Source organism: Streptomyces kebangsaanensis (assembly GCF_001906585.1).
Taxonomy (GTDB): domain Bacteria; phylum Actinomycetota; class Actinomycetes; order Streptomycetales; family Streptomycetaceae; genus Streptomyces; species Streptomyces kebangsaanensis.
Map to the genome: position 1 here is coordinate 77896 of NZ_JUJA01000070.1, position 21809 is coordinate 99704.

18 protein-coding genes and 2 pseudogenes are annotated in these 21809 nt (G+C 69.3%); 4 read left to right on the top strand and 16 right to left on the bottom strand.

Going from position 1 to position 21809, the window contains the following annotated elements; translation table 11 throughout:
• A pseudogene (locus RH94_RS42935) lies at positions 1 to 532 on the bottom strand (helix-turn-helix domain-containing protein); the annotation flags it as partial.
• Between the two features lie 230 nt (positions 533 to 762).
• Positions 763 to 1230: an ATP-binding protein gene (locus RH94_RS10050; RefSeq protein ID WP_073947269.1), complete on the bottom strand. Its 468-nt coding sequence runs from the start codon at positions 1228 to 1230 to the stop codon at positions 763 to 765.
• Positions 1231 to 1376: 146 nt separating this feature from the next.
• Between RH94_RS10050 and RH94_RS10055 the strand changes: the two genes are divergently transcribed.
• The 3 genes from RH94_RS10055 to RH94_RS10065 all read left to right on the top strand — a co-directional run bounded on the left by RH94_RS10055 (position 1377) and on the right by RH94_RS10065 (position 3325).
• Positions 1377 to 2261, top strand: a complete 885-nt coding sequence (locus RH94_RS10055) for a helix-turn-helix domain-containing protein (protein ID WP_073947270.1) — start codon at positions 1377 to 1379, stop codon at positions 2259 to 2261.
• On the top strand, positions 2258 to 2467 hold the full coding sequence (locus tag RH94_RS10060) for a DUF397 domain-containing protein (protein ID WP_073947271.1): 210 nt from the start codon (positions 2258 to 2260) through the stop codon (positions 2465 to 2467). The genes RH94_RS10055 and RH94_RS10060 overlap by 4 nt, the downstream gene beginning before the upstream one ends.
• Before the next feature lie 96 nt (positions 2468 to 2563).
• Positions 2564 to 3325 (top strand): PIG-L deacetylase family protein, encoded by a 762-nt coding sequence (locus tag RH94_RS10065; RefSeq protein WP_073947272.1) that lies wholly within the window; start codon positions 2564 to 2566, stop codon positions 3323 to 3325.
• Positions 3326 to 3426: 101 nt separating this feature from the next.
• Here the strand turns inward: RH94_RS10065 and RH94_RS10070 are convergent, their stop codons facing one another.
• Positions 3427 to 3621 (bottom strand): hypothetical protein, encoded by a 195-nt coding sequence (locus RH94_RS10070; RefSeq protein ID WP_073947273.1) that lies wholly within the window; start codon positions 3619 to 3621, stop codon positions 3427 to 3429.
• Positions 3622 to 3821: 200 nt separating this feature from the next.
• Between RH94_RS10070 and RH94_RS10075 the strand changes: the two genes are divergently transcribed.
• Positions 3822 to 5954 (top strand): prolyl oligopeptidase family serine peptidase, encoded by a 2133-nt coding sequence (locus tag RH94_RS10075; RefSeq protein ID WP_073947274.1) that lies wholly within the window; start codon positions 3822 to 3824, stop codon positions 5952 to 5954.
• Here RH94_RS10075 and RH94_RS10080 read toward each other — a convergent pair.
• The 13 genes and pseudogenes from RH94_RS10080 to RH94_RS42940 all read right to left on the bottom strand — a co-directional run.
• The gene (locus RH94_RS10080) at positions 5948 to 7015 is read right to left on the bottom strand and encodes an ABC transporter ATP-binding protein (protein WP_073947275.1); all 1068 of its coding nucleotides are present in this window, start codon (positions 7013 to 7015) and stop codon (positions 5948 to 5950) included. The two genes, RH94_RS10075 and RH94_RS10080, sit on opposite strands and share 7 nt — an antisense overlap.
• Positions 6996 to 7982 carry an ABC transporter ATP-binding protein gene (locus tag RH94_RS10085; protein ID WP_073947276.1) on the bottom strand — a complete coding sequence of 329 codons (987 nt, stop codon included), beginning with the start codon at positions 7980 to 7982 and terminating at the stop codon, positions 6996 to 6998. The genes RH94_RS10080 and RH94_RS10085 overlap by 20 nt, the downstream gene beginning before the upstream one ends.
• A gap of 7 nt (positions 7983 to 7989) precedes the next feature.
• Complete coding sequence (locus RH94_RS10090; RefSeq protein WP_073947277.1) at positions 7990 to 8970, bottom strand: ABC transporter permease; 981 nt, start codon at positions 8968 to 8970, stop codon at positions 7990 to 7992.
• Positions 8963 to 9886: an ABC transporter permease gene (locus RH94_RS10095; RefSeq protein ID WP_073947278.1), complete on the bottom strand. Its 924-nt coding sequence runs from the start codon at positions 9884 to 9886 to the stop codon at positions 8963 to 8965. The genes RH94_RS10090 and RH94_RS10095 overlap by 8 nt, the downstream gene beginning before the upstream one ends.
• A gap of 6 nt (positions 9887 to 9892) precedes the next feature.
• Entirely contained in the window at positions 9893 to 11512 is a 1620-nt protein-coding gene (locus tag RH94_RS10100; RefSeq protein ID WP_073947279.1) for a peptide ABC transporter substrate-binding protein, read from the bottom strand.
• Between the two features lie 257 nt (positions 11513 to 11769).
• Positions 11770 to 12930 (bottom strand): ABC transporter ATP-binding protein, encoded by a 1161-nt coding sequence (locus tag RH94_RS10105; protein ID WP_073947280.1) that lies wholly within the window; start codon positions 12928 to 12930, stop codon positions 11770 to 11772.
• A complete protein-coding gene (locus RH94_RS10110; RefSeq protein WP_073947281.1) occupies positions 12923 to 13981 on the bottom strand; it encodes an ABC transporter ATP-binding protein in 1059 nt (352 codons plus the stop codon). Before RH94_RS10110 ends, RH94_RS10105 begins: the two co-directional genes overlap by 8 nt.
• A gap of 11 nt (positions 13982 to 13992) precedes the next feature.
• Entirely contained in the window at positions 13993 to 14952 is a 960-nt protein-coding gene (locus RH94_RS10115) for an ABC transporter permease (protein ID WP_073947282.1), read from the bottom strand.
• On the bottom strand, positions 14945 to 15874 hold the full coding sequence (locus RH94_RS10120) for an ABC transporter permease (RefSeq protein ID WP_073947283.1): 930 nt from the start codon (positions 15872 to 15874) through the stop codon (positions 14945 to 14947). The genes RH94_RS10115 and RH94_RS10120 overlap by 8 nt, the downstream gene beginning before the upstream one ends.
• Before the next feature lie 198 nt (positions 15875 to 16072).
• Positions 16073 to 17692, bottom strand: a complete 1620-nt coding sequence (locus tag RH94_RS10125; RefSeq protein ID WP_073947284.1) for a peptide ABC transporter substrate-binding protein — start codon at positions 17690 to 17692, stop codon at positions 16073 to 16075.
• 659 nt (positions 17693 to 18351) lie between these two features.
• On the bottom strand, positions 18352 to 20259 hold the full coding sequence (gene typA / locus RH94_RS10130) for a translational GTPase TypA (protein WP_073947285.1): 1908 nt from the start codon (positions 20257 to 20259) through the stop codon (positions 18352 to 18354).
• 193 nt (positions 20260 to 20452) lie between these two features.
• Positions 20453 to 21169, bottom strand: coding sequence for a hypothetical protein (locus RH94_RS10135; RefSeq protein WP_143203989.1), 717 nt, complete (start codon positions 21167 to 21169; stop codon positions 20453 to 20455).
• A 115-nt stretch (positions 21170 to 21284) separates the two neighbouring features.
• Positions 21285 to 21809, bottom strand: a pseudogene (locus tag RH94_RS42940) (ABC transporter family substrate-binding protein); the annotation flags it as partial.

Consider the following 21809-nt stretch of genomic DNA (forward strand, 5'->3'; position numbering starts at 1 on the left):
TGCGGGGCGCCCGCTTCTCGCGCGGGCTGCCCGTCTCGCATGTCGACTGCTTCTCGCGCGCCGCCTGCTTCTCGCCCTTCTCTTGCTCCGGCGGTGCCGCTTCCGGTCGGGCCGGTCGGTCGGGTGCGGCGGTGTGGTGGTGGCGGGCCGCGGCCGGCTGGTTGCAGGAGATCGTCCGCGTGACGATACGGCCGCCGGGCACGCGTTCGCGAACGCGGCGCAGGTAACCGTGGGCCTCCAACTCACGCAGCGCGGCGGCGATACGGATGGCTCCCTCGGGGAAGCGCGCGGCGAGGGACTTGATGTCGACCCGGGCGCCCTTCCGCAGCGACTGGAGGTGCACGCCGAGCCCGATCGCGAGCAGGGACAGCTCGGGGTGCTGGGCCAGGTGGTTGCCGATCACCGTGAAGCGGGTGGTGTGGCGGGTGTTGTCGTGCACCAGGCCGCCGGTGTGGCGGCCCCGGTTCGGGGACTTGTCGCCCGCAGTACGGGACTGGGCGTGCGGGGGCACGCTAGGGTTCTGGGTACCCATCGGGAAGCCTCTATCTTCCTCGGTGGTCAGGCCCTCGCACTGGGATTGCCGTCCCGGCGGGGGCCGTCGCATGTGTGCGGTTGTGTTGCTGCGTTGCGCTGAGCGTAGGGCCGCTGGGGGCCTCGAAATCCAGCCGAGCCGGGGATGTTCACCCTCCCGAGTGAGCGCGGGCCACGGGCGGGAGGGGTGGGGCTTGGTGCGGGTTCTTTCTCCCCGTCGTTCCTTTGTTTTCAGGCGTCGACGGCACCGGAACCCGTGGGGGCGGGTTCCGGTTGCGGCAGGCTCAGTTCGGCCCAGATCGTCTTGCGCGGGAACCGTGCCTCGGTGACACCCCAGCGGTCGGCGAGGGCGTCCACGAGCAGCAGACCACGGCCCGACTCGGCGTCCGCGTCCGGCACTTGGAGCTCCGGTCGACGGTGACCGCGCGTGTCGGTGACTTCGATACGGAGCGTGCCGCCGACCACGTAGAGCGTCAGGCGGAAGCTGCGGCCGGGGAGCCGGCCGTGGGTGGCCGCGTTCGCCGCCAGCTCCGCCACGACGTGGCTCGCCGCCTCGACCGGGAGCTCCCACTTGCGGAGCTGGTCGGCGGCGAGCAGGCGGGCCAGACGGGCGCCTCTCGGGGTGGACGACAGGAGCACGCTGAAGTTGTGGACGCCGGTGTCGAGGTGGGACGTGGTCTCGGCAATTTCCTGATTCACGTCACTCAGCGTGGCCGAGCAGGCTTACCGTGAGGAGTAATCAAGCTGCTGCGTAGGGTCACTGTCCATGGCTTGTCCAGTGCTGTCCAAGCTGTCGACGGCGTTCCTACGAGTACGGCACGACACGGAACTACGGAGGGGCGCACATGTCGGTGGACGGCGAGGCGGTACGGCCCAGGGTCGACTCGGAGGCGACGGACGAGCCGGGGTGGGACGTGGACCCGGACGACGACTGGGCGCTCGCCGTAGTGGCCACCGTGGGGCGGCAGTTGAGGCTGCGGCGGGAGGCCGCGGGGATGCGCGTCACCGAGTTCAGCACGGCGGTCGGGTACGGCGACGACCTGGTCTACAAGATCGAGAGCGGGAAGCGGATCCCCCGGCCCGAGTACCTGGACGCGGCGGACGCGGTACTGAGCGCCGGTGGGCTCGTCTCGGAGATGAAGGAGGACCTGAAGAAGGTCCGGTACCCGAAGAAGATTCGGGATCTCGCACAGTTGGAGGCGCGGGCGGTCGAGCTGCAGCTCTACGATCCCTTGAACATCCATGGGTTGTTGCAGACGCCGGAATACGCGCGCGGGCTGCTTCTGATGCGGCGCCCCGCCTACTCGGCGGACGAAGTGGAGCGGTTCATGGCCGCTCGCGTGGCACGCAAGGCCATCTTCGAGCGGGACCCAGCACCTGAACTCAGCTTCCTCCTGGAGGAGTGGACACTGCGACGCCCTCTGGGCGGAAAGGCGAATCTGCGCCAGCAGTTGGAGCATCTGCTTGAGGTGGGGCAGTTGCGAAACGTCGAGTTGCAAGTGATGCCGATGGACCGCGAAGAGCACGCCGGCCTGGCTGGTGGCATCGAGGTCCTGAAGTTCGAGGACGGGTCGATGGTGGGACGTTCACCGGCCGTTGCCAACGGTCGACCGGTCTCCGAACCCAGGCAGCTCCGTATTCTGGAACTCCGGTATGGCATCATCCGGGCGCAAGCCCTCACGCCCCGTGAGTCGGCTGCGTTCATCGAGCATCTGCTGGGGGAGACATGATCCGCAAGTCCTCGTCCGGAGACACCTCCGACCTGGCGTGGTTCAAGAGCAGCTACAGCAGCAGCAGCGAGGGCGACTCCTGCGTAGAGATCGCCACCGAGCCCAGCACGGTCCACGTCCGCGACTCCAAGAACGTCGAAGGCCCCCGCCTGGCCTTCGCCCCCTCCGTCTGGACAGAGTTCGTCCCTTACGCATCCGAAAACTGACCGGCAGAGCAGCGCGTTGGCGGACCGTGGGGGAATAGCGGGGGCCTGGGCGAGTGCCGGAGGCCCCTGGTTCCGCCCCTGTGACGAGGAGTACCCGTGCCGCTTCCGAGTCTGCTCGCGGTTTTCGCTCATCCGGATGACGAGTCGCTGTCGGCCGGGGGCGTGCTCGCTCGTCACGCGGCCGGAGGAGCTCGGACCGCGGTCGTCACGGCGACATGGGCGGAAGGCACCGGGCGTGCGGCAGAGTTGGCCGATGCGTTGCGCATCCTGGGCGCCGGCACACCACGCATGCTCGGCTACGCCGATGCGCGCGTGCCGCAGTCGGCGCCGGGCCGGGTCCGGTTCTGCGACGCGCCGCTCGACGAGTCGGTGCGGCGGTTGGTAGTACACATCCGGGAGTTCCGGCCGGACATCGTCGTCACCCATGACGCCTACGGTGGGCTGACCGGACATCCTGACCACGTCCACACGCACAGGGTGACCGCCCTCGCGGTCCGGGCCGCCGGGCTGGAACGGCTCTGTCCGGACGCGGGTCCCCCCTGGCAGCCGAGCGCCCTCTACCTGGCCACCCACCCCGACTCCGCTGCTCGGACGCTGGGCGCACGTCTGGTCCGGAAAGGCAGGACGATGTACAGCGTCCCGGACGAGTGGATCACGGCAACCGTCGATGTCCGCCCATGGCTTGAGCAGAAGGTCGGTGCCGTCCTGGCCCACCGCTCCGAAGTGCGGCGGGGAGCTCTGCCGGGCCGGCTCGCCGTCCTCCCCGCAGCCGACCGAGAAGCACTGCTGTCCACGGAGTGGTACATCCGCCACGACCTCCTTGCCACGGCGGCGGCCCAGACGGAACTGACCGCCTGAGCAGGCAGGCCGCATGTCGCCGACCCCGCCCGGCGTGCCGCCGACATGCGGCCGCGCCCCCTGGCTCCGAGCACGCACGCGGCCGATGTCAGGGACCGTACTCAGAACTTGATACTGCCGAGCATCCCGGCGATGTTCGACGTCACTTCGCTGATCGTCGGTGCGACCGTGGAGGAGGCGAGGTAGAAGCCCAGGAGCATGCACACGACCGCGTGACCGGCCTTCAGGCCGGACTTCTTGATCAGCAGGAAGACGATGATCGCCAGCAGCACCACCGCCGAAATCGAGAGTGCCACGGCGGCTCACCTCCAAGGATCCCCAGGACTCGGGGTGTCGGGGGTATCGGGGGGGTCGGGGTCGGACTATAGGCTCGGATGGTTCCACACAGGGGCAGCAGGTTCATACCCACTATGTGCTAGCGATCATAACTATCCGCACGCGCGCATCGGGTGGCGCACGGCCGCACAAGGGGGCGCATGGCCAATATGGTCTTGGCATGACGACAGAGCCTGTCTCCTTCCCCCGACGGCACGCCCGCACCCAGCGGTTCACGCTCGGCGCGCCGCGCGCGTTCACCGTGGCGCCCGACGCCTCCCGCGTCGTGTTCCTGCGCTCCGGCTCCGGAACCGACCGGGCCAACTCCCTCTGGGTGCTCGACCTCGCGGACGGTCAGGAGCGTGTGGTCGCCGATCCCCGCGCCCTGCTCGGCGGCTCCTCGGAGAGCCTGTCCCCCGAGGAGCGGGCACGTCGGGAACGGACGCGTGAGGGCGGTGCCGGCATCGTCGGGTACGCCACCGACACGGCCGCGGAGTTGGCGTCTTTCGCCTTGTCAGGGCGGCTTTTCACGGCCGAGCTGCGGGCGGGTACGGCACGTGGACTGCCCGTCCCCGGGCCGGTGATCGACCCCCGTCCCGCCCCTGACGGGCGGCACGTCGCCTACGTCGCCGGCGGCGCCCTGCGGGTCGTGGGTGCCGAGGGGGAGGGCGACCGGGCGCTCGCCGAACCGGAGTCGGAGGGCGTCTCCTACGGCCTCGCGGAGTTCATCGCGGCCGAGGAGATGGACCGCCACCGGGGCTTCTGGTGGGCGCCGGAGTCGGACCGGCTGCTCGTGGCGCGGGTGGACGACACGCCGGTGGGGCAGTGGTGGATCTCCGATCCGGCGCACCCGGGGCGGGAGCCGCACCGGGTCCGCTACCCTGCCGCCGGTACCGCCAACGCGGACGTACGGCTGTTCGTGCTCGGACTCGAAGGGAGTCGTACGGAGGTCGTCTGGGACCGCGCCCGCTACCCGTATCTGGCTCATGTGCACTGGTCAGAGGCCGGGGCGCCGCTGCTGCTCGTACAGGCGCGCGACCAGCGTGGTCAGCTGTACCTGGCCGTGGACCCCGACACCGGGACCACCCGCATGGTGCACGCCGATGAAGATCAAAATTGGCTTGATCTTTTCCCCGGGGTGCCGTGCTGGTCCCCCTCCGGGCAGCTCGTACGGATCGAGGACGAGGGAGGCGCCCGGGTGCTGGCGGTGGGCGAACGACCGCTCACCGGAGCACAGTTGCACGTGCGGGCCGTGCTGGACGTGTCGGACGACGACGTGCTGGTCTCGGCCTCGGCCGGGGAGGAGGCCGCCGCGCCCGAGACCGGAGAGGTGCACGTCTACCGGGTCAACGAGCTCGGCGTGGAGCGCGTGAGCCAGGAGCCCGGCGTGCACTCCGCCGTGCGCGCCGGGGGCGTGACCGTGCTCGTGTCCGCCACGCTCGACCGGCCGGGCGCCCGGGTGCGGGTACTGCGCGAGGGCAGGACCGTCGCCACCGTCCGGTCCCATGCGGAAGATCCGGGTCTGTCCCCGCGCGTGACCCTCACCCAGGGGGGCGCACGCCGAATTCCGTGCGCCGTGCTTATGCCTACGGACTACCCCGGTGACACTCTCCTCCCCGTGCTCCTGGACCCGTACGGCGGTCCGCACGGCTCCCGCGTGGTCGCCGCGCACAACGCGCACCTGACCTCCCAGTGGTTCGCCGACCAGGGCTTCGCGGTGGTCGTCGCCGACGGCCGGGGCACCCCGGGCCGCTCCCCCGCCTGGGAGAAGGCCGTCCACCACGACTTCACGGTCACCCTCGACGACCAGATCGAGGCCCTGCACGACCTCGCCAAGAGCCACCCGCTCGACCTCGACCGGGTGGCGATCCGCGGCTGGTCCTACGGCGGCTACCTGTCCGCCCTGGCCGTACTGCGCCGCCCGGACGTCTTCCACGCCGGCATCGCGGGCGCCCCGGTCACCGACTGGCGGCTGTACGACACCCATTACACCGAGCGGTACCTGGGCGACCCGGCCGCGCACCCCGGGGTGTACGCCCACAGCTCCCTGGTCACCGACGACGGGCTGTCCGCGCCCGCCGGGCGGCACCGGCCACTGATGATCGTGCACGGTCTGGCCGACGACAACGTGGTGGTCGCCCACGCCCTGCGGCTGTCCTCCGCCCTGCTCGCCGCCGGCCGCCCGCACGAGGTGCTGCCGCTGTCCGGGGTCACCCACATGACCCCGCAGGAGCAGGTCGCCGAGAACCTGCTGCTGCTCCAGGTGGACTTCCTCAAGCGCTCCCTGGGGCTCGCCCGGGCGTCCGCTCAGTAGGCACTCGTGCTGCTCTCCCCGTCGGCGTCCCGCTCCCCGGGCGGCACCACCCGCAGCTCCGCCGCGAAGTGGCACGCCGAGTCGTGCGCGGCCGGTCCGGTGTCGTGGCGGAACTCCGCGGGGACCGCCAGCGGCGGCACCTCCAGCGCGCAGCGCTCCCGCGCCTTCCAGCAACGGGTGCGGAAGCGGCAGCCGGAGGGGATGTCCGCCGGGGACGGCACGTCGCCCGGGAGGAGGATCCGCTCCCGGCGCTCCCGGGCGTCCGGGTCCGGTACGGGGACGGCGGACAGCAGCGCCTGGGTGTACGGGTGCGTGGGGTGGTCGTAGATCTGCTCGTCGGTGCCGATCTCGACGATCCGGCCGAGGTACATCACCCCCACCCGGTCGGAGATGTGCCGCACGATCGACAGGTCGTGCGCGATGAAGACGTAGGACAGCTCGAACTCGTCCTGCAGCCGCTCCATCAGGTTGATCACCTGGGCCTGCACGGACACGTCCAGGGCGGAGACCGGCTCGTCGGCCACGACGATCTCCGGGCGCAGGGCCAGCGCCCGCGCGATGCCGATGCGCTGGCGCTGGCCGCCGGAGAACTGGTGCGGGTAGCGGTTGGCGTACTCCGGGTCGAGGCCGACCACGTCCAGCAGCTCCCTCACCCTGCGGCGCCGGTCGCCCTTGGGTGCCACCTCGGGGTGGATCTCGTAGGGCTCGCCGATGATGTCGCCCACCGTCATCCGGGGGTTGAGCGAGGTGTACGGGTCCTGGAACACCATCTGGATGTTCCGGCGGACCGCCTTCAGCGCGCGCCCGGACAGCCGGGTGATGTCCTCGCCCCGGTAGCGGATCGCGCCCGCCGTGGGCCGCTCCAGGTTGCACAGCATCCTCGCGACCGTCGACTTGCCGCAGCCGGACTCGCCGACGATGCCGAGGGTCTCGCCCCGGCCGAGGGTGAAGTCCACGCCGTCGACCGCCCTGACCGCGCCGACCTGCTTCCTGAACAGCACGCCCCGGGTGAGCGGGTAGTGCTTGACGAGCCCGCTCACCTCAAGAACCGGCTCGGCCATCCAGGCACTCCTTCCAGAAGTGGCAGGCGCTCGTGCGGGTTCCGGAGACCTCGTACGGGGGCGGTACGTCCGTCCGGCACACGTCACGGGCCAGGGGGCAGCGGGGGTGGAAGGCGCAACCGGGCGGGACGGCCAGGAGGTTGGGCGGCAGGCCCTTGATGGCGTAGAGCTCCCGGCCCTTGCGGTCCAGGCGGGGGATCGAGTCCAGCAGGCCCCTCGTGTAGGGGTGCGCGGGCGCCTTGTAGATGTCGTGCACCGGCGCCGACTCCACGATCCGGCCCGCGTACATGACCGCGATCCGGTCGGCGACGTCGGCGACCACGCCCAGGTCGTGGGTGATGAGGACGAGCCCCATCCCGTACTCGTGCTGGAGCTCGGCGAGCAGGTCCATCACCTGGGCCTGGACGGTGACGTCGAGGGCGGTGGTCGGCTCGTCGGCGATGATGAGCGCCGGTTCCAGGGCCAGCGCCATGGCGATCATGATGCGCTGGCGCATGCCGCCGGAGAACTGGTGCGGGTAGTCGCCGACGCGCTGCCCGGCGGCCGGGATGCGGACCCGGTCCATCAGCTCGACCGCCTTGGCGCGGGCGGCCTTGCGGGACATGCCCCGGTGCACGACGAACATCTCGCCGAGCTGGTCGCCGACCGTCATGACGGGGTTCAGGGCGGACAGCGCGTCCTGGAAGATCATCGCCATCTCGGCGCCCCGGATCCGCCGCCGCTCCTCCTCCTTCAGCGTCAGCAGGTCCGTGCCGCGGAAGAGGACCTGCCCGCCGCCGATCCGGCCGGGCGGGGTGTCCAGGATGCCCATGACGGCCTGCGCGGTGACGGACTTGCCGGAGCCGGACTCGCCGAGCACGGCGAGCGTCTCGCCCGCGTCCACCTCGCACGTGACCCCGTTGACGGCGTGGACCACCCCGTCCCGGGTGCGGAACTCCACGTGCAGATCGCGGACTTCGAGCAGCACGACGCCCTCACCTCAGCCTCGGGTCGAGGGCGTCGCGCACGGCGTCGCCGAGCATGATGAAGGCCAGGACCGTGATCGCCAGGGCTCCGGCCGGCCACAGCAGGGCGTGCGGGGCGTTGCGGATGTAGGGGGAGGCGGTGGAGATGTCGATGCCCCAGGACACACTGGGCGGCTTCAGCCCGACGCCGAGGTAGGACAGGGTGGCCTCCAGCGCGATGTACGTGCCGAGCGCGATGGTGGCGACGACGATCACCGGGGCGACGGAGTTGGGCGCGATGTGGCGCAGCAGGATGCGGGAGTTGGAGGCGCCGAGGGCACGGGCGGCCTGGACGTAGTCCTGCTGTTTGGCGGTGAGGACCGAGCCGCGCGCGATGCGGAAGATCTGCGGCCAGCCCAGCAGCACGATGAACCCGACGACCGGCCAGACGGTGTTGCCGGGGACGACGGACAGCAGGACGAGACCGCCGAGGACGACCGGGATGGCGAAGAAGATGTCGGTGATCCGGGACAGGACGGCGTCCCAGGCCCCGCCGAAGAACCCGGCGAGCCCGCCCAGCACCGAGCCGAGGAGCGCGACCCCGAGCGTGGCGCACACGCCGACCGTGACGGAGGCGCGGGCGCCGTAGACCGTGCGCGTGTAGACGTCGCAGCCCTGGCCGTCGAAGCCGAAGGGGTGGCCGGGCGCCGGGCCGTCCTGGGCCCTGGCCAGGTCGCAGGTGAGCGGGTTGCCCGAGGCGATCAGGGACGGCCGGATCGCGATGAGGACCAGGAAGCAGATCAGCAGCGCGGAGACGAGGAAGACGGGGTTGCGGCGCAGGTCGCGCCAGGCGTCGGACCACAGGGAGCGGGGCCGGGCGGCGGGTCCGGCACCCCCGGGGCCGCCGGGCGCCCCCTCCAGGGTGCTCGCCTCGCTCGCCCCGAGGTCCATCGCACCGCCCATGCCGGTGCCGGCGACGGCGCGCTCGGGCTCGTACGGCTGCTCAGGCATAGCGGATCCTCGGGTCGAGTACGGCGTAGAGCAGGTCCACGAGCAGGTTGGCGACCAGGAAGACCAGGACGAGGACGGTGACGAAGCCGACGACGGTCTGGGTGTTCTGGCGCAGGATGCCCTGGTAGAGCTGGTAGCCGACACCGTGGATGTTGAAGATGCGCTCGGTGACGATGGCGCCGCCCATCAGGGCGCCGATGTCGGTGCCGATGAAGGTGACCACGGGGATGAGCGAGTTGCGCAGCAGGTGCCGGACGACGATCCGGCGGCGGGGCAGGCCCTTGGCGACGGCCGTGCGGACGTAGTCGGAGCGCCGGTTCTCGGCGAGGGAGGTGCGGGTCAGGCGGGTGACGTAGGCGAGGGAGACGGAGGCGAGGACCAGGCCGGGCACGATCAGCTCGCCGAAGGTCGCCTCCGGGGAGACCGAGGGTTTGATCCAGGCCCACTGGACGCCGAGCAGCAGTTGCAGGAGCAGGCCGGTGACGAAGGTGGGGACGGAGATGACGACGAGGGTGAGGACGAGGACCGAGGTGTCGACGGGCCGGCCGCGGCGCAGTCCGGTCACCACGCCGAGCGCGATGCCGATGACGATCTCGAAGAGGATCGCGACGACGGTCAGCCGGATGGTGACGGGGAACGCCGACGCCATCAGCTGGGTGACGGGCTGGCCGTTGAACGCCGATCCGAAGTCGCCGGTGAAGACGTTGCCCATGTAGGTCGTGTATTGCCGCCACAGCGGCATGTCGAGGCCGAACTGCCGCTTGAGCTGGGCGGCGGTGGCGGTGTCGCAGGCGCGTTCGCCGCACAGTCCGGCGATGGGGTCGCCCATGACGTTGACCATGAGGAAGATCAGCAGCGTGGCCCCGAAGAAGACGGGGATCATCTGGAGCAGCCGGCGCGCGACGTACCGTCCCATGGTGGCTCAGCCGACCTTGACCCGGTCGTAGACGGGGACGCTGAAGGGGTTGAGCGCGACGTCGTGCAGCCGGTCGGTGTAGCCGGCGCTGCCGTTCTGGTACCAGAGCGGGATGGCGGCCATGTTGTCCCGGACGACCGTCTCGGCCTGCTGGAAGAGCCGGATCGCCCCGGCCTTGTCGCTCTCGGCGTTGGCCCGGTCGACGAGGTGGTCGAACCGCTTGTCGGACCACTTGCCGTCGTTGGAGGAGGCGCCCGTGTAGTAGAGCGGCTGGAGGAAGTTCTGGATGAGCGGGTAGTCCATCTGCCAGCCGGCCCGGAAGGGGCCGGTCATCCTGTGCCGGCCGATCTGGTTGCGGAAGTCGGCGAAGGTGCCGACCGGGTTGCCGACGCACGCCCTGTCGTTGCCGAGCACGTTGTTGATGGAGTTGCACACGGCGTCCACCCACTGCTTGTGCGAGCCCGAGTCCGCGTTGTACGTGATCTTCAGCTGGCCGCCGGGGATCCCTCCGCCCTCCCGGATCAGCTTCCTGGCCGCCGCGGGGTCGTACTCACAGGCCTTGCCGCACAGGCCCGGCTTGTAGCCGCCGTCGGTGCCGAGGACCGGGGAGGTCCAGTCGGTGGCCGGGGTGCGGGTGTTCCGGAAGATGGTCCGGGTGATCTGCTCGCGGTTGATGGCCATGGACAGGCCGGTGCGGACCTTCCTGGCCCCGCCGGTGTTCCACTTCGGGTCGTAGAACGGGAAGGCGAGGGTCTGCAGGATGCCGGCCGGGGTGTTGATGTAGCGGCCGCCCAGGTCGGTCCTGACGTTCTTGAGCTGGCCGGCGGGGATGTCGTCGACGAGGTCGAGGTTGCCGGCCAGCACGTCGGTGTACGCGGTGTTGCTGTCGGTGTAGACGACCAGGGTCACACCGTCGTTGCGGGCCTTGTCGGGGCCGGGGTAGCCGTCCCACCGCCGCAGGGTCATCTGGGCGCCCCTGGTGTACGACTCGACGGCGTACGGGCCGTTGCCGACGGGCTTGTCCAGCCAGGCGGAGTGGTGGGTGAAGAAGGCGCGGGGCAGCGGGGCGAAGGCGGCGTAGCCGAGGGTGTCGGGGAAGGTGGAGAACTTCTGGCCGAGGGTGACGGTGAAGGTGCGCGGTCCGGTGACCTTCAGACCGGAGAGGGTGTCGGCGGTCTGGGTGCCGGTTTCGGGGTGGACCTTGTCGTAGCCCTGGATGTAGCCGAAGAAGTACGCGTTCCTCTGGTTGTTCCTGAGGCTCGCGCCGTAGTTCCAGGCGTCGACGAAGGAGTGGGCGGTGACCGGCTCGCCGTTGCTGAACTTCCAGCCGCTTTTGACGGTGATGGTGAAGTGCCGGGAATCGGTGGTGTCGATCCGCTCGGCGAGCATGTTCTCGGCCTTGCCGGTCTTCGGGTCGTACCGCTTCAGCCCCCGAAAGATCATGTCGAGGACCTTGCCGCCCTGCACCTCGTTGGTGTTGGACGGCTCCAGCGGGTTCTGCGGGTCGCCCCAGGAGGAGCTGAGCACCCTGCCGCCACTGCCGCCGGCCCCGCCTCCGCAGGCGGCGAGGGCGAGCAGGACCACCGCCGCACCCGCGGCCCACCGGGCGCGTGCGACTCCACGCATGGGTGTGCCTCCTCGGGGTGCGGTGGCCTGAGGGCATATCAGCACATTACATGCATATCGCACACCTGCCGCACCGCCGGACACACCGGTCCGGCCGGACGGCCGCACCCGACCACGGCCCCGGGCCGGCCGTCCGGCTCAGCACCGGACGCCGGAGCACGTCCGGTCGTGGCCGTGGCGTCCCGCGCCCGCCCGGAAAACGCCGGTTCCCGGCGCCCCTGGGGGACGCCGGGAACCGGGAACGCGCTCCGGAGAGATCACGCCGCGTGGACGACGTCCTTCTCCTCGGCGAAGTGGCAGGCCGACTCGTGGGCCGCCGGGGAGTCCGTGCCCTGGAAGCGCTCGGGCACGGCGAGGAGCGGGACCTCCTCGGCGCACTTGTCCTGGGCCTTCCAGCAGCGGGTGCGGAAGCGGCAGCCCGAGGGCGGGTTGGCCGGGGACGGCACGTCGCCGGTGAGGATGATCCGCTCCCGGCCCTCGCGGGCGTCCGGGTCCGGCACGGGGACCGCCGACAGCAGCGCCTGGGTGTAGGGGTGCGTCGGGTGGTCGTAGATCTGCGTGTCCGTGCCGATCTCGGCCATCTTGCCGAGGTACATCACGCCCACGCGGTCCGAGATGTGCCGGACGATCGACAGGTCGTGCGCGATGAAGACGTAGGACAGGTTGAACTCGTCCTGCAGCCGCTCCATCAGGTTGATGACCTGTGCCTGGACGGACACGTCCAGTGCCGAGACCGGCTCGTCGCAGATGATGATCTCGGGGTTGAGCGCGAGGCCGCGGGCGATGCCGATGCGCTGGCGCTGACCGCCGGAGAACTGGTGCGGGTAGCGGTTGACGTACTCCGGGTTGAGACCGACGACGTCCAGCAGCTCCTGCACCTTGCGGCGCCGGTCGCCCTTGGGGGCCACCTCGGGGTGGATGTCGAAGGGCTCGCCGATGATGTCGCCCACCGTCATCCGGGGGTTGAGCGAGGTGTACGGGTCCTGGAACACCATCTGGATGTTCCGGCGGACCGCCTTCAGGGCGCGCCCGGACAGCCGGGTGATGTCCTGGCCCTTGTAGAAGATCTCGCCGGCGGTCGCCTGCTCCAGGTTCATCAGCAGCTTGGCGACGGTGGACTTGCCGCAGCCGGACTCGCCCACGATGCCGAGGGTCTCGCCCTGGTACAGGTCGAAGGAGATCCCGTCGACCGCCTTGACCGCGCCGATCTGCTTCTTGAACAGGATGCCCTGGGTCAGCGGGAAGTGCTTGACCAGGTTGCGCACCTGGAGGATGGGCTCGCCGCGCTCGACGTGCGCGTCGAGCGCCGCGACCGCCTCCTCCTCGGAGGCCGCCTCGACGGTTTCCACCTCGGAGACGTTCGGCGTGGCGTCGTCCTGCGGCTCGTCGTCCTTCGCGAGCTTCGTGGGCTCAGCCATGGATCGTCTCCTTCCAGAAGTGGCATGCCGAACCCCGCCCGGGCAGTTCGGTGCCGTCCTGCTCGGTGACCAGGCTCAGGGCCGGAACCTCCGTGCGGCAGATGTCCTGGGCCTTGGGGCAGCGCGGGTTGAAGGCGCAGCCGGACGGGATACGGGTGAGGTTGGGCGGCAGGCCCTTGATCGCGTAGAGCTCCTGGCCCTTCTGGTCCAGGCGCGGGATCGAGTCGAGCAGGCCCCGCGTGTAGGGGTGCGCGGGCCGCTTGTACAGCTCGTGCACGGGGGCGGTCTCGACGATGCGGCCGGCGTACATCACCGCGATCTTGTCGGCGACGTCCGCGACCACACCCAGGTCGTGGGTGATCAGGATCAGGCCCATGTTGTACTCGCGCTGCAGTTCCGCGAGCAGGTCCATGACCTGGGCCTGCACCGTCACGTCGAGCGCCGTGGTGGGCTCGTCGGCGATGATCAGGTCCGGCTCCAGGGCCAGCGCCATGGCGATCATGATGCGCTGGCGCATACCGCCGGAGAACTGGTGCGGGTAGTCCCCCACCCGTGCCGCCGCCGCGGGGATCTTGACCCGGTCCATCAGCTCGATGGCCCTGGCCTTGGCGTCCTTCTTGGACAGGCCCAGGTGGACCCGGAACATCTCGCCGAGCTGGTAGCCCACGGAGAGCACCGGGTTCAGCGAGGACAGCGCGTCCTGGAAGATCATGGCGATCTTCCGGCCGCGGATCTTCCGCCGCTCCTCCTCGGACATCTTCAGCATGTCCTCGCCGCGGAAGAGGATCTCTCCCTTGGGGATCCGCCCGGGCGGCATGTCGAGGATGCCCATGATGGCCTGCGCGGTCACGGACTTGCCGGAGCCGGACTCGCCGAGCACGGCGAGCGTCTCACCGGCGCTGACCGTGTAGTTGACACCGTTGACGGCCTTGGCGACACCGTCCCGGGTCTTGAACTCCACGTGCAGGTCGCGGACTTCGAGGAGCGGAGTACCGGAGTCGGTGTCCGGCCGGGGGGCGGGAACGTCCGCCGGCTTGTCGATGATGGTCACGTACGCCTCCCTCAGCGCAGCTTGGGGTCGAGGGCGTTGCGTACCGCATCGCCGAACATGAGGAACGAGAGCACCGTGACCGAGACCATGACCGAGGGAACGATCAGGACGTACGGCGCGTTGCGCAGCTGCTGCCGTCCCGCGGACACGTCCACACCCCAGGACACCGTGGGCTCGGCGAGACCGACACCGAGGAAGGACAGCGTGGCCTCGGCCGCGATGTAGCCGCCCAGCGCGATGGTCGCCACGACGATGATGGGGGCGAGCGCGTTGGGCAGGATGTGCCTGAGCAGGACGCGCGTGGTGGAGGCGCCGAGCGCCTTGGCCGCGACGACGTAGTCGGCCTGCTTGATGGTGACCACGGCACCGCGGGCGACACGGGCGATCGTCGTCCAGCCGAGGAAGGCCATGGCCAGGATGACGACCCAGACCTTGCGCTCGGCGAAGGTGGTGAGGATGACCAGGGCGCCGAGCAGGTACGGGATGCCCATGAAGATGTCGGTGACCCGGGAGAGCAGGGTGTCGACCAGACCCCCGAAGTAGCCGGCGACCATGCCGACCAGGGTGCCGAGGACGGTCACCGCCAGGGTCACACCGACGCCCACCAGGATCGAGGCGCGGGCCCCGTAGATGACCCGGGCGTAGATGGAGCGCCCCTGGCCGTCGTAGCCGAACCAGTCGGGCGCGAAGAAGTGGCCCCAGTTGGGGGGCTGGAGGTAGTGCTTGGCCAGGTCGGCGTCGCGCGGCGAGGCGCTGGTGAACAGCGACGGCGCGGCCGCCATCACGATCAGCAGCACGATGAGCACGGCCGAGATCAGGAAGAGCGGGTTGCGGCGCAGGTCGTGCCAGGCGTCGGACCAGAGGCTGCGCGCCTTCGCCGAAGCGGGCGTCCCGGCCTCGGGAGCGGTGGCCTCGGACGCCGCGCCGGTCGCCTCGGGCAGCTCGACCTTGTCAGCGGTCTTCTCAGGCATACCGGATCCTCGGGTCCAGGACCGCGTAGAGCAGGTCGACGAGCAGGCTGGTGAACAGGTAGACGATCACGATCAGCGAGGCGATGCCCACGACCGTGGCGCCCTCCCTGCGGGTGAGGGCCTCGAAGATGGCGTTGCCGACGCCCTGCACGTTGAAGATGCCCTCGGTCACGATGGCGCCGGTCATCAGGTTGCCGATGTCGGTGCCGAGGAAGGTGACCACGGGGATCAGGGAGTTGCGCATGAGGTGCACGCCGACGACCCTGCGGCGCGGCAGCCCCTTGGCCACGGCGGTGCGCATGTAGTCGGCCCGCAGGTTCTCCGCCATCGACGTACGGGTCAGCCGGGCCACGTACGCCAGGGAGAGGGACCCCAGGACGATCGCGGGCAGGAAGAGGTCGCCGAAGCTCTCGGAGTCCTGCACGGTCGGGGTGATCATCTGGAGCTGGAACGCGAAGATGTACTGCATCAGGTAGCCCAGCACGAAGGAGGGCATCGAGATCAGGACCAGCGTGAGGGTCAGCAGCCCGCGGTCCCGGACGGAGTCCGGGCGGAGCCCGGCGACGACACCGAGGCCGATGCCGACGACCACCATGAAGACGAACGCGAACAGGGTGAGGCGGATGGTCACCGGGAACGCGTCGGCGATGATGTCCGCGACCTCGCGCTTGCTCGCGATCTCGGTGCCGAAGTCCCCCTGGAACAGGCCGCCCAGGTAATGGCCGTACTGCCACCACCAGGGCCGGTCGAGTCCGAGGTCATGTCTGATGTTCTCGACCACGGTCGGGTCGTACGCCTGCTCTCCCATGAGCGCCCTCACGGGGTCACCGGGCAGGACGTACATCATCATGAAGATCAGGAAAGTTGATCCGAGGAATACCGGGATCATCTGGAGCAGTCGTCGTGCGACATAACGCCCCATGGGGTGCCTCCGTGTGGGATAACTGCAGCCGCGGCCGTCCGGGAGAGGAACCCTCCGTGCAGTTCTCCGCACCTTCGCGGAAGCCGAAGGCCAGGGAGGGGGCGGGGGGAGGACGACCCTGCGGCCTCCGCCGCCGCCGGTCGGGCGACCGGCGGCGGCGGACTGACGGCCGAGGGGGGAAGTGGCCCGCAGGCTCGCTTACTTCTTGACGGTGACCTTGTTCAGCTCGATGTCACCGCGGTAGTCGATGTTGACGTTGTCGACCTTCTTACCGTGGCCACCGTTGATCTGGTAGTACCACAGCGGAATGGCGGGCATCTTCTGGAGGAGCTTCTGCTCGACCTGCTGGTAGGCCTTGACGGCCTCCTCCAGCGACTCGGCCTTGTCGCCCTTCGCCATCAGCGCGTCGATCTCCTTGTCGGAGAAACGACCGTTGTTGGACTCGGCCTTGGTGTGGTACAGCTCCTTGATGAAGTTGACGTTGACCGGGTAGTCGGCCACCCAGCCACCGCGGTACATCGACTTGACCTCGTTGTTGTCACGCGCCTCGAGGTCGGTGGGGAAGTCCGGCTTCGGGTCGCCGACGCAGTCGATGCCGGTGGCGTTGCGGATCGACTCGCAGACCGCGGTCACCCACTCCTTGTGGCCACCGTCGGTGTTGTACTGGATCCAGAGCTTGTTGCCCGGGACACCGCCGCCCTCCTTGACGAGAGCCTTGGCCTTGACCGGGTCGTACTTGAAGACGTCCGTGTGCAGGTCCTGGTTGCCCTTGACCTGCGGCGGGGTGAAGCTCGTCGCCGGCGTACGGGTGCCGTTCAGGACGGTCTTGGTGATCGTGTCACGGTCGATCGCCATGGACAGACCCTGGAGGACCTTCGGGTTGACGCCCTTGAACGTCTTGGAGTAGAAGGCCGGGACCAGCGACTGGATGGCCGCGTACGGCTGCTCGAGGGCGCCGTCACCGAGGTCCTGCTTGTACTTCGGCAGGTCCGTCGGGCCGACCTGCCGGATGATGTCCAGGTTGCCGGAGACGACATCCTGGTACGCCGCCTCGACGGTGGTGTAGTTCTTGAACTGGATGCCCTTGTTCTCGGCCTTGTTCGGGCCCTTGTAACCGTCCCAGGCCTTGACCTGGATCAGCTTCTTGTGGGTCCACTTCTCGAACTCGTACGGGCCGTTGCCGACCGGCTTCTGGCCGAACGCCTTCGGGTCGTCGAAGAAGACCTTCGGCATCGGGGCGAAGGTGGAGTAGCCCAGCTTGTAGTTGAAGTAGGGGACGCGGTCCTTCAGCGTGATGGTGAAGGTGTGGTCGTCCACGACCTTCAGGCCCGACATCTTGTCGGACTTCGGGTCGCCCTTCTCCGGGTGCACGTCGTCGTAGCCGGCGATGTCGTCGAACCAGAAGGAGTTCTGCTGGTTGTTCTTGGTGTTCGCGTACCAGTTCCAGGCGTCGACGTACGACTGCGCGGTGACGGGCTCGCCGTTGTGGAACTTCCAGCCGTCCTTGAGCTTGACCGTCCAGACCTTCGAGTCCTCGGTGTCCACGGACTCGGCGTTGGTGTAGACGATCTCGCCCTTGGAGTCGAAGTCCAGCAGCTGCGTGAACAGGGCTCGGATGACGTAGGCGCCGTTGGTCTCGTTGGTGTCGGCCGGCATCAGCGGCTTCTGCGGCTCGCCGACGTCGATCGACACGTAACCAGCGAGCGCGCCCTTCTTCGACGAATCGCCCTTGTCACCACTGCCGCCACCACAGGCAGTCGCGGCAAGCGCGACGACGATTGCCCCCGCGACCCACTTGGCGCTCCTGGCACCGCGCATGGGTTCCTCCTCATGAGTCCTGTTGTTCACCGCAAGAGTGGGCACACTACATTCCGCCGACATGTCAACCGGAGAAGGTCGAGTGCCCCCGCACGCTCGTACGCCGTCGTCCACTGCCACTGACAGGGTGACTCGCTCATCCGAGCTCTACGCGCCTAACTATCTGCTATCGACCACGGGCCGACCACACCCCTGAGGTCTCGGTTCGATCACACCTGTTCCTCACTTCTTCCAAAATCCGGACAAAGGGTTTGGCGAAAGACCCCTGCGAAACGGACTTGTTACACATCTATCGGTTCCGAGTGTCCGAATAGCGGACACTTGGCGAGAAAAAAACCGATTGCGGTCCAGGATGGTCACCGTGGGGTGTCGCGGGCACGCACGCGACGCCGCGCACACCGTGCACCCACCGTCCCGCTGCCGTCAACGGACGCCGGAGCCAAGCCATTCGATTACGGCCTCTCCCGTGCGTTCCGGTTGCGTGTGTCCGCAGCAAGGTAGTGCGAACCGACCGTCCTGTGTCGATTCCGGGCCGGGCCGAAGGGTTTTCCCTACCCTCCCCGTCCCGTGACGCCCTCACACGCCCTCACCCGTCCCCGCACGCACAGGGCCGGGCACCCCGCGAGGCGGGGTGCCCGGCCCTGTGGACCCGAGGGGTCTCAGCCGTGCTTGGCGCGGCTCGCGGCGCGGGCGCGCTCGCGCTGGTCGAGGGCCACCTTGCGGATGCGGACCGCCTCCGGGGTCACCTCGACGCACTCGTCGTCGCGGCAGAACTCCAGCGACTGCTCCAGGGAGAGCTTGCGCGGCGGGACGATCGACTCGGCCACGTCGGCGGTCGAGGACCGCATGTTGGTGAGCTTCTTCTCCTTGGTGATGTTGACGTCCATGTCGTCGGAGCGGGAGTTCTCGCCGACGATCATGCCCTCGTACACCTCGGTGCCCGGCTCCACGAAGAGCACGCCGCGCTCCTGCAGGTTGGTCATCGCGAAGGCGGTGACGGAACCGGCGCGGTCGGCGACCAGGGAGCCGTTGTTACGGGTCTGCAGGGTGCCGAACCAGGGCTCGAAGCCCTCGTGGATGGAGTGGCCGATGCCCGTGCCGCGGGTCTGGGTCAGGAACTCGGTGCGGAAGCCGATCAGACCGCGGGAGGGGACGACGAACTCCATGCGGACCCAGCCGGAGCCGTGGTTGGACATGTTGTCCATCCGGCCCTTGCGCACGCCCATCAGCTGGGTGACGGCGCCCATGTGCTCCTCGGGCACGTCGATCGTCATCCGCTCGACCGGCTCGTGGACCTTGCCGTCGATCTCCTTGGTGACGACCTGCGGCTTGCCGACGGTCAGCTCGTAGCCCTCGCGGCGCATGGTCTCCACCAGGATGGCCAGCGCCAGCTCGCCGCGGCCCTGGACCTCCCAGGCGTCGGGGCGCTCGGTGTCCAGCACGCGCAGCGACACGTTGCCGATGAGCTCGCGGTCCAGACGGTCCTTGACCTGGCGGGCGGTGACCTTGCGGTCCTTGACCGCGGCCTTCGCGTCGGCGCCCTTGCCGGTGCCGCCGCGGCCGACCAGCGGGGAGGTGTTGGTGCCGATCGTCATGGAGATCGCCGGCTCGTCGACCGTGATCAGCGGCAGCGGGACCGGGTTCTCGGTGTCCGCGAGCGTCTCGCCGATCATGATGTCCGGGATGCCGGCGACGGCGCAGATGTCACCGGGGCCGGCCTTCTCGGCGGGCTTGCGGGTGAGCGCCTCGGTCATCATCAGCTCGGAGATCCGCACGTTCTGCACGGAGCCGTCGCGCTTGATCCAGGCGACCGTCTGCCCCTTGCGCAGCTCGCCCTGCTCCACGCGCAGCAGCGCGATGCGGCCGAGGAAGTTGTCCGCGTCGAGGTTGGTGACGTGGGCCTGGAGGGGGGCGGTCTCGTCGTAGGTGGGCGCCGGGATGTACTCGAGGATCGTGGAGAAGAACGGCTCGAGGTTGGTGGAGTCGGCGGGAACCGTCCCGTCCTGGGGCTTGGTGAGCGAGGCGATGCCGTCCCGGCCGCAGGCGTAGACGATCGGGAACTCGATCTGGTCCTCGTCGGCGTCCACGTCCAGGAACAGGTCGTACGTCTCGTTGACGACCTCGTCGATACGGGCGTCGGGACGGTCGGTCTTGTTGATGCAGAGGATGACGGGCAGGCGGGCCTGCAGGGCCTTGCGCAGCACGAAGCGGGTCTGCGGCAGCGGGCCCTCGGAGGAGTCCACGAGCAGGACGACGCCGTCGACCATCGACAGGGCTCGCTCCACCTCGCCGCCGAAGTCGGCGTGGCCGGGGGTGTCGATGATGTTGATCGTGACGGGGTCCCCGCCGTCCTTGGGGTGGTACTTCACCGCCGTGTTCTTGGCGAGGATCGTGATGCCCTTCTCACGCTCCAGGTCGTTCGAGTCCATCATGCGCTCGTCGACCTGGTCGAGCTGGTGCGCGGCGAAGGCGCCGGCCTGCTTCAGCATGGCGTCGACGATGGTGGTCTTGCCGTGGTCGACGTGGGCGACGATGGCGACGTTGCGAATGTCGTGGCGCGTGGCCATAGTGAGGCGTACTCCCGGAATATCGCGGATTGGCCTGCGCGTACGTCGGTGTCACGCGGACCCTGCCGGGCTGAACACGCCACGGCCTCACCCAATGGTACGGGTCCCGGGACGGGGACCCGCGCGCCCGGCCTCCCGCCCACCCCGGAGCGAACCGGGACAGGCGGGGACAAACCATCTCCTCCGCCCTCGGTCAGGGTTTCGCCGCGGCCGAGTCGGTACCGCAGGCGAGACGGGCGGCCTGGCGTGCCGTCACGTCGTCAGTCCCGTCGCCCGTCCCGTCGTCCGCGCGGGTGCCGCACTCGACGACGCCGCTCACCGCGACGGTCCAGCTCTCGGCGTGACCGAGGGTGGTCCTCCCACCGGCGCAGGTGCGGCGGAAGTCCGCTTCGACGGTGCGCACCGCGCTGTACTGCACGAACCGTCCGGGACCGTCGACCCTGGTGAAGCCTTCTCGCAGCCGCGGCCCCCGGTTGCCCACCTGGGTGAAGGACCAGCTCTCGCCGGTGACCTCCTTCAGGGTGGGAGCGTCGGAGTCGATCTCGCCGATCTCCCTGCCCAGGGAGAACAGGGCCTCCTCCGGCGTCGGGAGCGCGCCCTCGGGGCGTACGGAGATCTCCACCGTGCTCACCCGTTGGACCTTCTTCGTGAGCCTGCCGCCGCCCTTGCCCACGTCCTCGGGCTCGGAGACGCCGAGCAGACGGGTCGGCTTCACGACGTTGAACCACGTGAACGTCCCGTCGGCGCACGCCTCGGCCGCCGCCGCGGGCCGCGCACCGCCGCCCCGGGAGTCCGCGGCGCTCCCACTGCCGTCCCGCTCCCCCGACCCGCTCGTGCATCCCACGGCTCCGGCGGTCAGCGCGACCGCCGTCAAACACGCCGCGAGGACGCGCCCCGTTCCCCCGCTCATGGTCACCCCGTGTGGTCACGGATCACCACTTCGGTGATCCAGTGAGCACACTGTGTCGCCGCCCGGCGCGGAGGACAAGCGATCTGAGCCCCTTTTGAGGCTTCGGCTCGAGGCTTCAGCTCTTCTTCAGGAAGCCCATGTCCTCGTAGACGGGCGTCTGGAAGCCGAAGGCGCCGATATTTGCCAGATTTTTGCGTACGGCCGTCAGCTGGGGGCGTTGGTAGAGGGGGATCGAACCGGCCGCCGCCCAGATGCGGGAGTCGGCCTTGCGGAGCAGACCGCGCTGCTCGTCCTCGTCCAGGGTGGTGAGGGCCTGGTCGAAGAGCTGGTCGATCTGGTCGGTGCCGACGCGGGTGTAGTTCTGCTGGACGCTGAGGGAGCCGTCGGCGGCCGGAACGGGCTTGGCGTAGATGGGGCGCGCGTCGGTGGCCGGGAAGGCGGAGGCGGGCCAGGAGTACAGCGCGAGGTCGTACTGACCGGAGGCGACGTGGTCCCGGAAGTAGCTCTCGTCGGAGACCTTGCTGATCTCCGTGGCGATGCCGACCTTCTTCAGCATGGCCGTGATGCGGTCGGCGACCTTGCCCAGCGTGTCCGAACCCGGCCCGGAGGGCAGTACGAAACGGAGCGTGAGCGGCTTGCC

Excerpts from the sequence above, each read along its gene's own strand:
- RH94_RS10055 (WP_073947270.1), top strand. The coding sequence starts at position 1,377 with ATGTCGGTGGACGGCGAGGCGGTACGGCCCAGGGTCGACTCGGAGGCG.
- RH94_RS10060 (WP_073947271.1), top strand. The coding sequence starts at position 2,258 with ATGATCCGCAAGTCCTCGTCCGGAGACACCTCCGACCTGGCGTGGTTC.
- RH94_RS10075 (WP_073947274.1), top strand. The coding sequence starts at position 3,822 with ATGACGACAGAGCCTGTCTCCTTCCCCCGACGGCACGCCCGCACCCAG.
- RH94_RS10080 (WP_073947275.1), bottom strand. The coding sequence starts at position 7,015 with ATGGCCGAGCCGGTTCTTGAGGTGAGCGGGCTCGTCAAGCACTACCCG.
- RH94_RS10090 (WP_073947277.1), bottom strand. The coding sequence starts at position 8,970 with ATGCCTGAGCAGCCGTACGAGCCCGAGCGCGCCGTCGCCGGCACCGGC.
- RH94_RS10095 (WP_073947278.1), bottom strand. The coding sequence starts at position 9,886 with ATGGGACGGTACGTCGCGCGCCGGCTGCTCCAGATGATCCCCGTCTTC.
- RH94_RS10100 (WP_073947279.1), bottom strand. The coding sequence starts at position 11,512 with ATGCGTGGAGTCGCACGCGCCCGGTGGGCCGCGGGTGCGGCGGTGGTC.
- RH94_RS10105 (WP_073947280.1), bottom strand. The coding sequence starts at position 12,930 with ATGGCTGAGCCCACGAAGCTCGCGAAGGACGACGAGCCGCAGGACGAC.
- RH94_RS10115 (WP_073947282.1), bottom strand. The coding sequence starts at position 14,952 with ATGCCTGAGAAGACCGCTGACAAGGTCGAGCTGCCCGAGGCGACCGGC.
- RH94_RS10120 (WP_073947283.1), bottom strand. The coding sequence starts at position 15,874 with ATGGGGCGTTATGTCGCACGACGACTGCTCCAGATGATCCCGGTATTC.
- RH94_RS10125 (WP_073947284.1), bottom strand. The coding sequence starts at position 17,692 with ATGCGCGGTGCCAGGAGCGCCAAGTGGGTCGCGGGGGCAATCGTCGTC.
- typA (WP_073947285.1), bottom strand. The coding sequence starts at position 20,259 with ATGGCCACGCGCCACGACATTCGCAACGTCGCCATCGTCGCCCACGTC.
- RH94_RS10135 (WP_143203989.1), bottom strand. The coding sequence starts at position 21,169 with ATGAGCGGGGGAACGGGGCGCGTCCTCGCGGCGTGTTTGACGGCGGTC.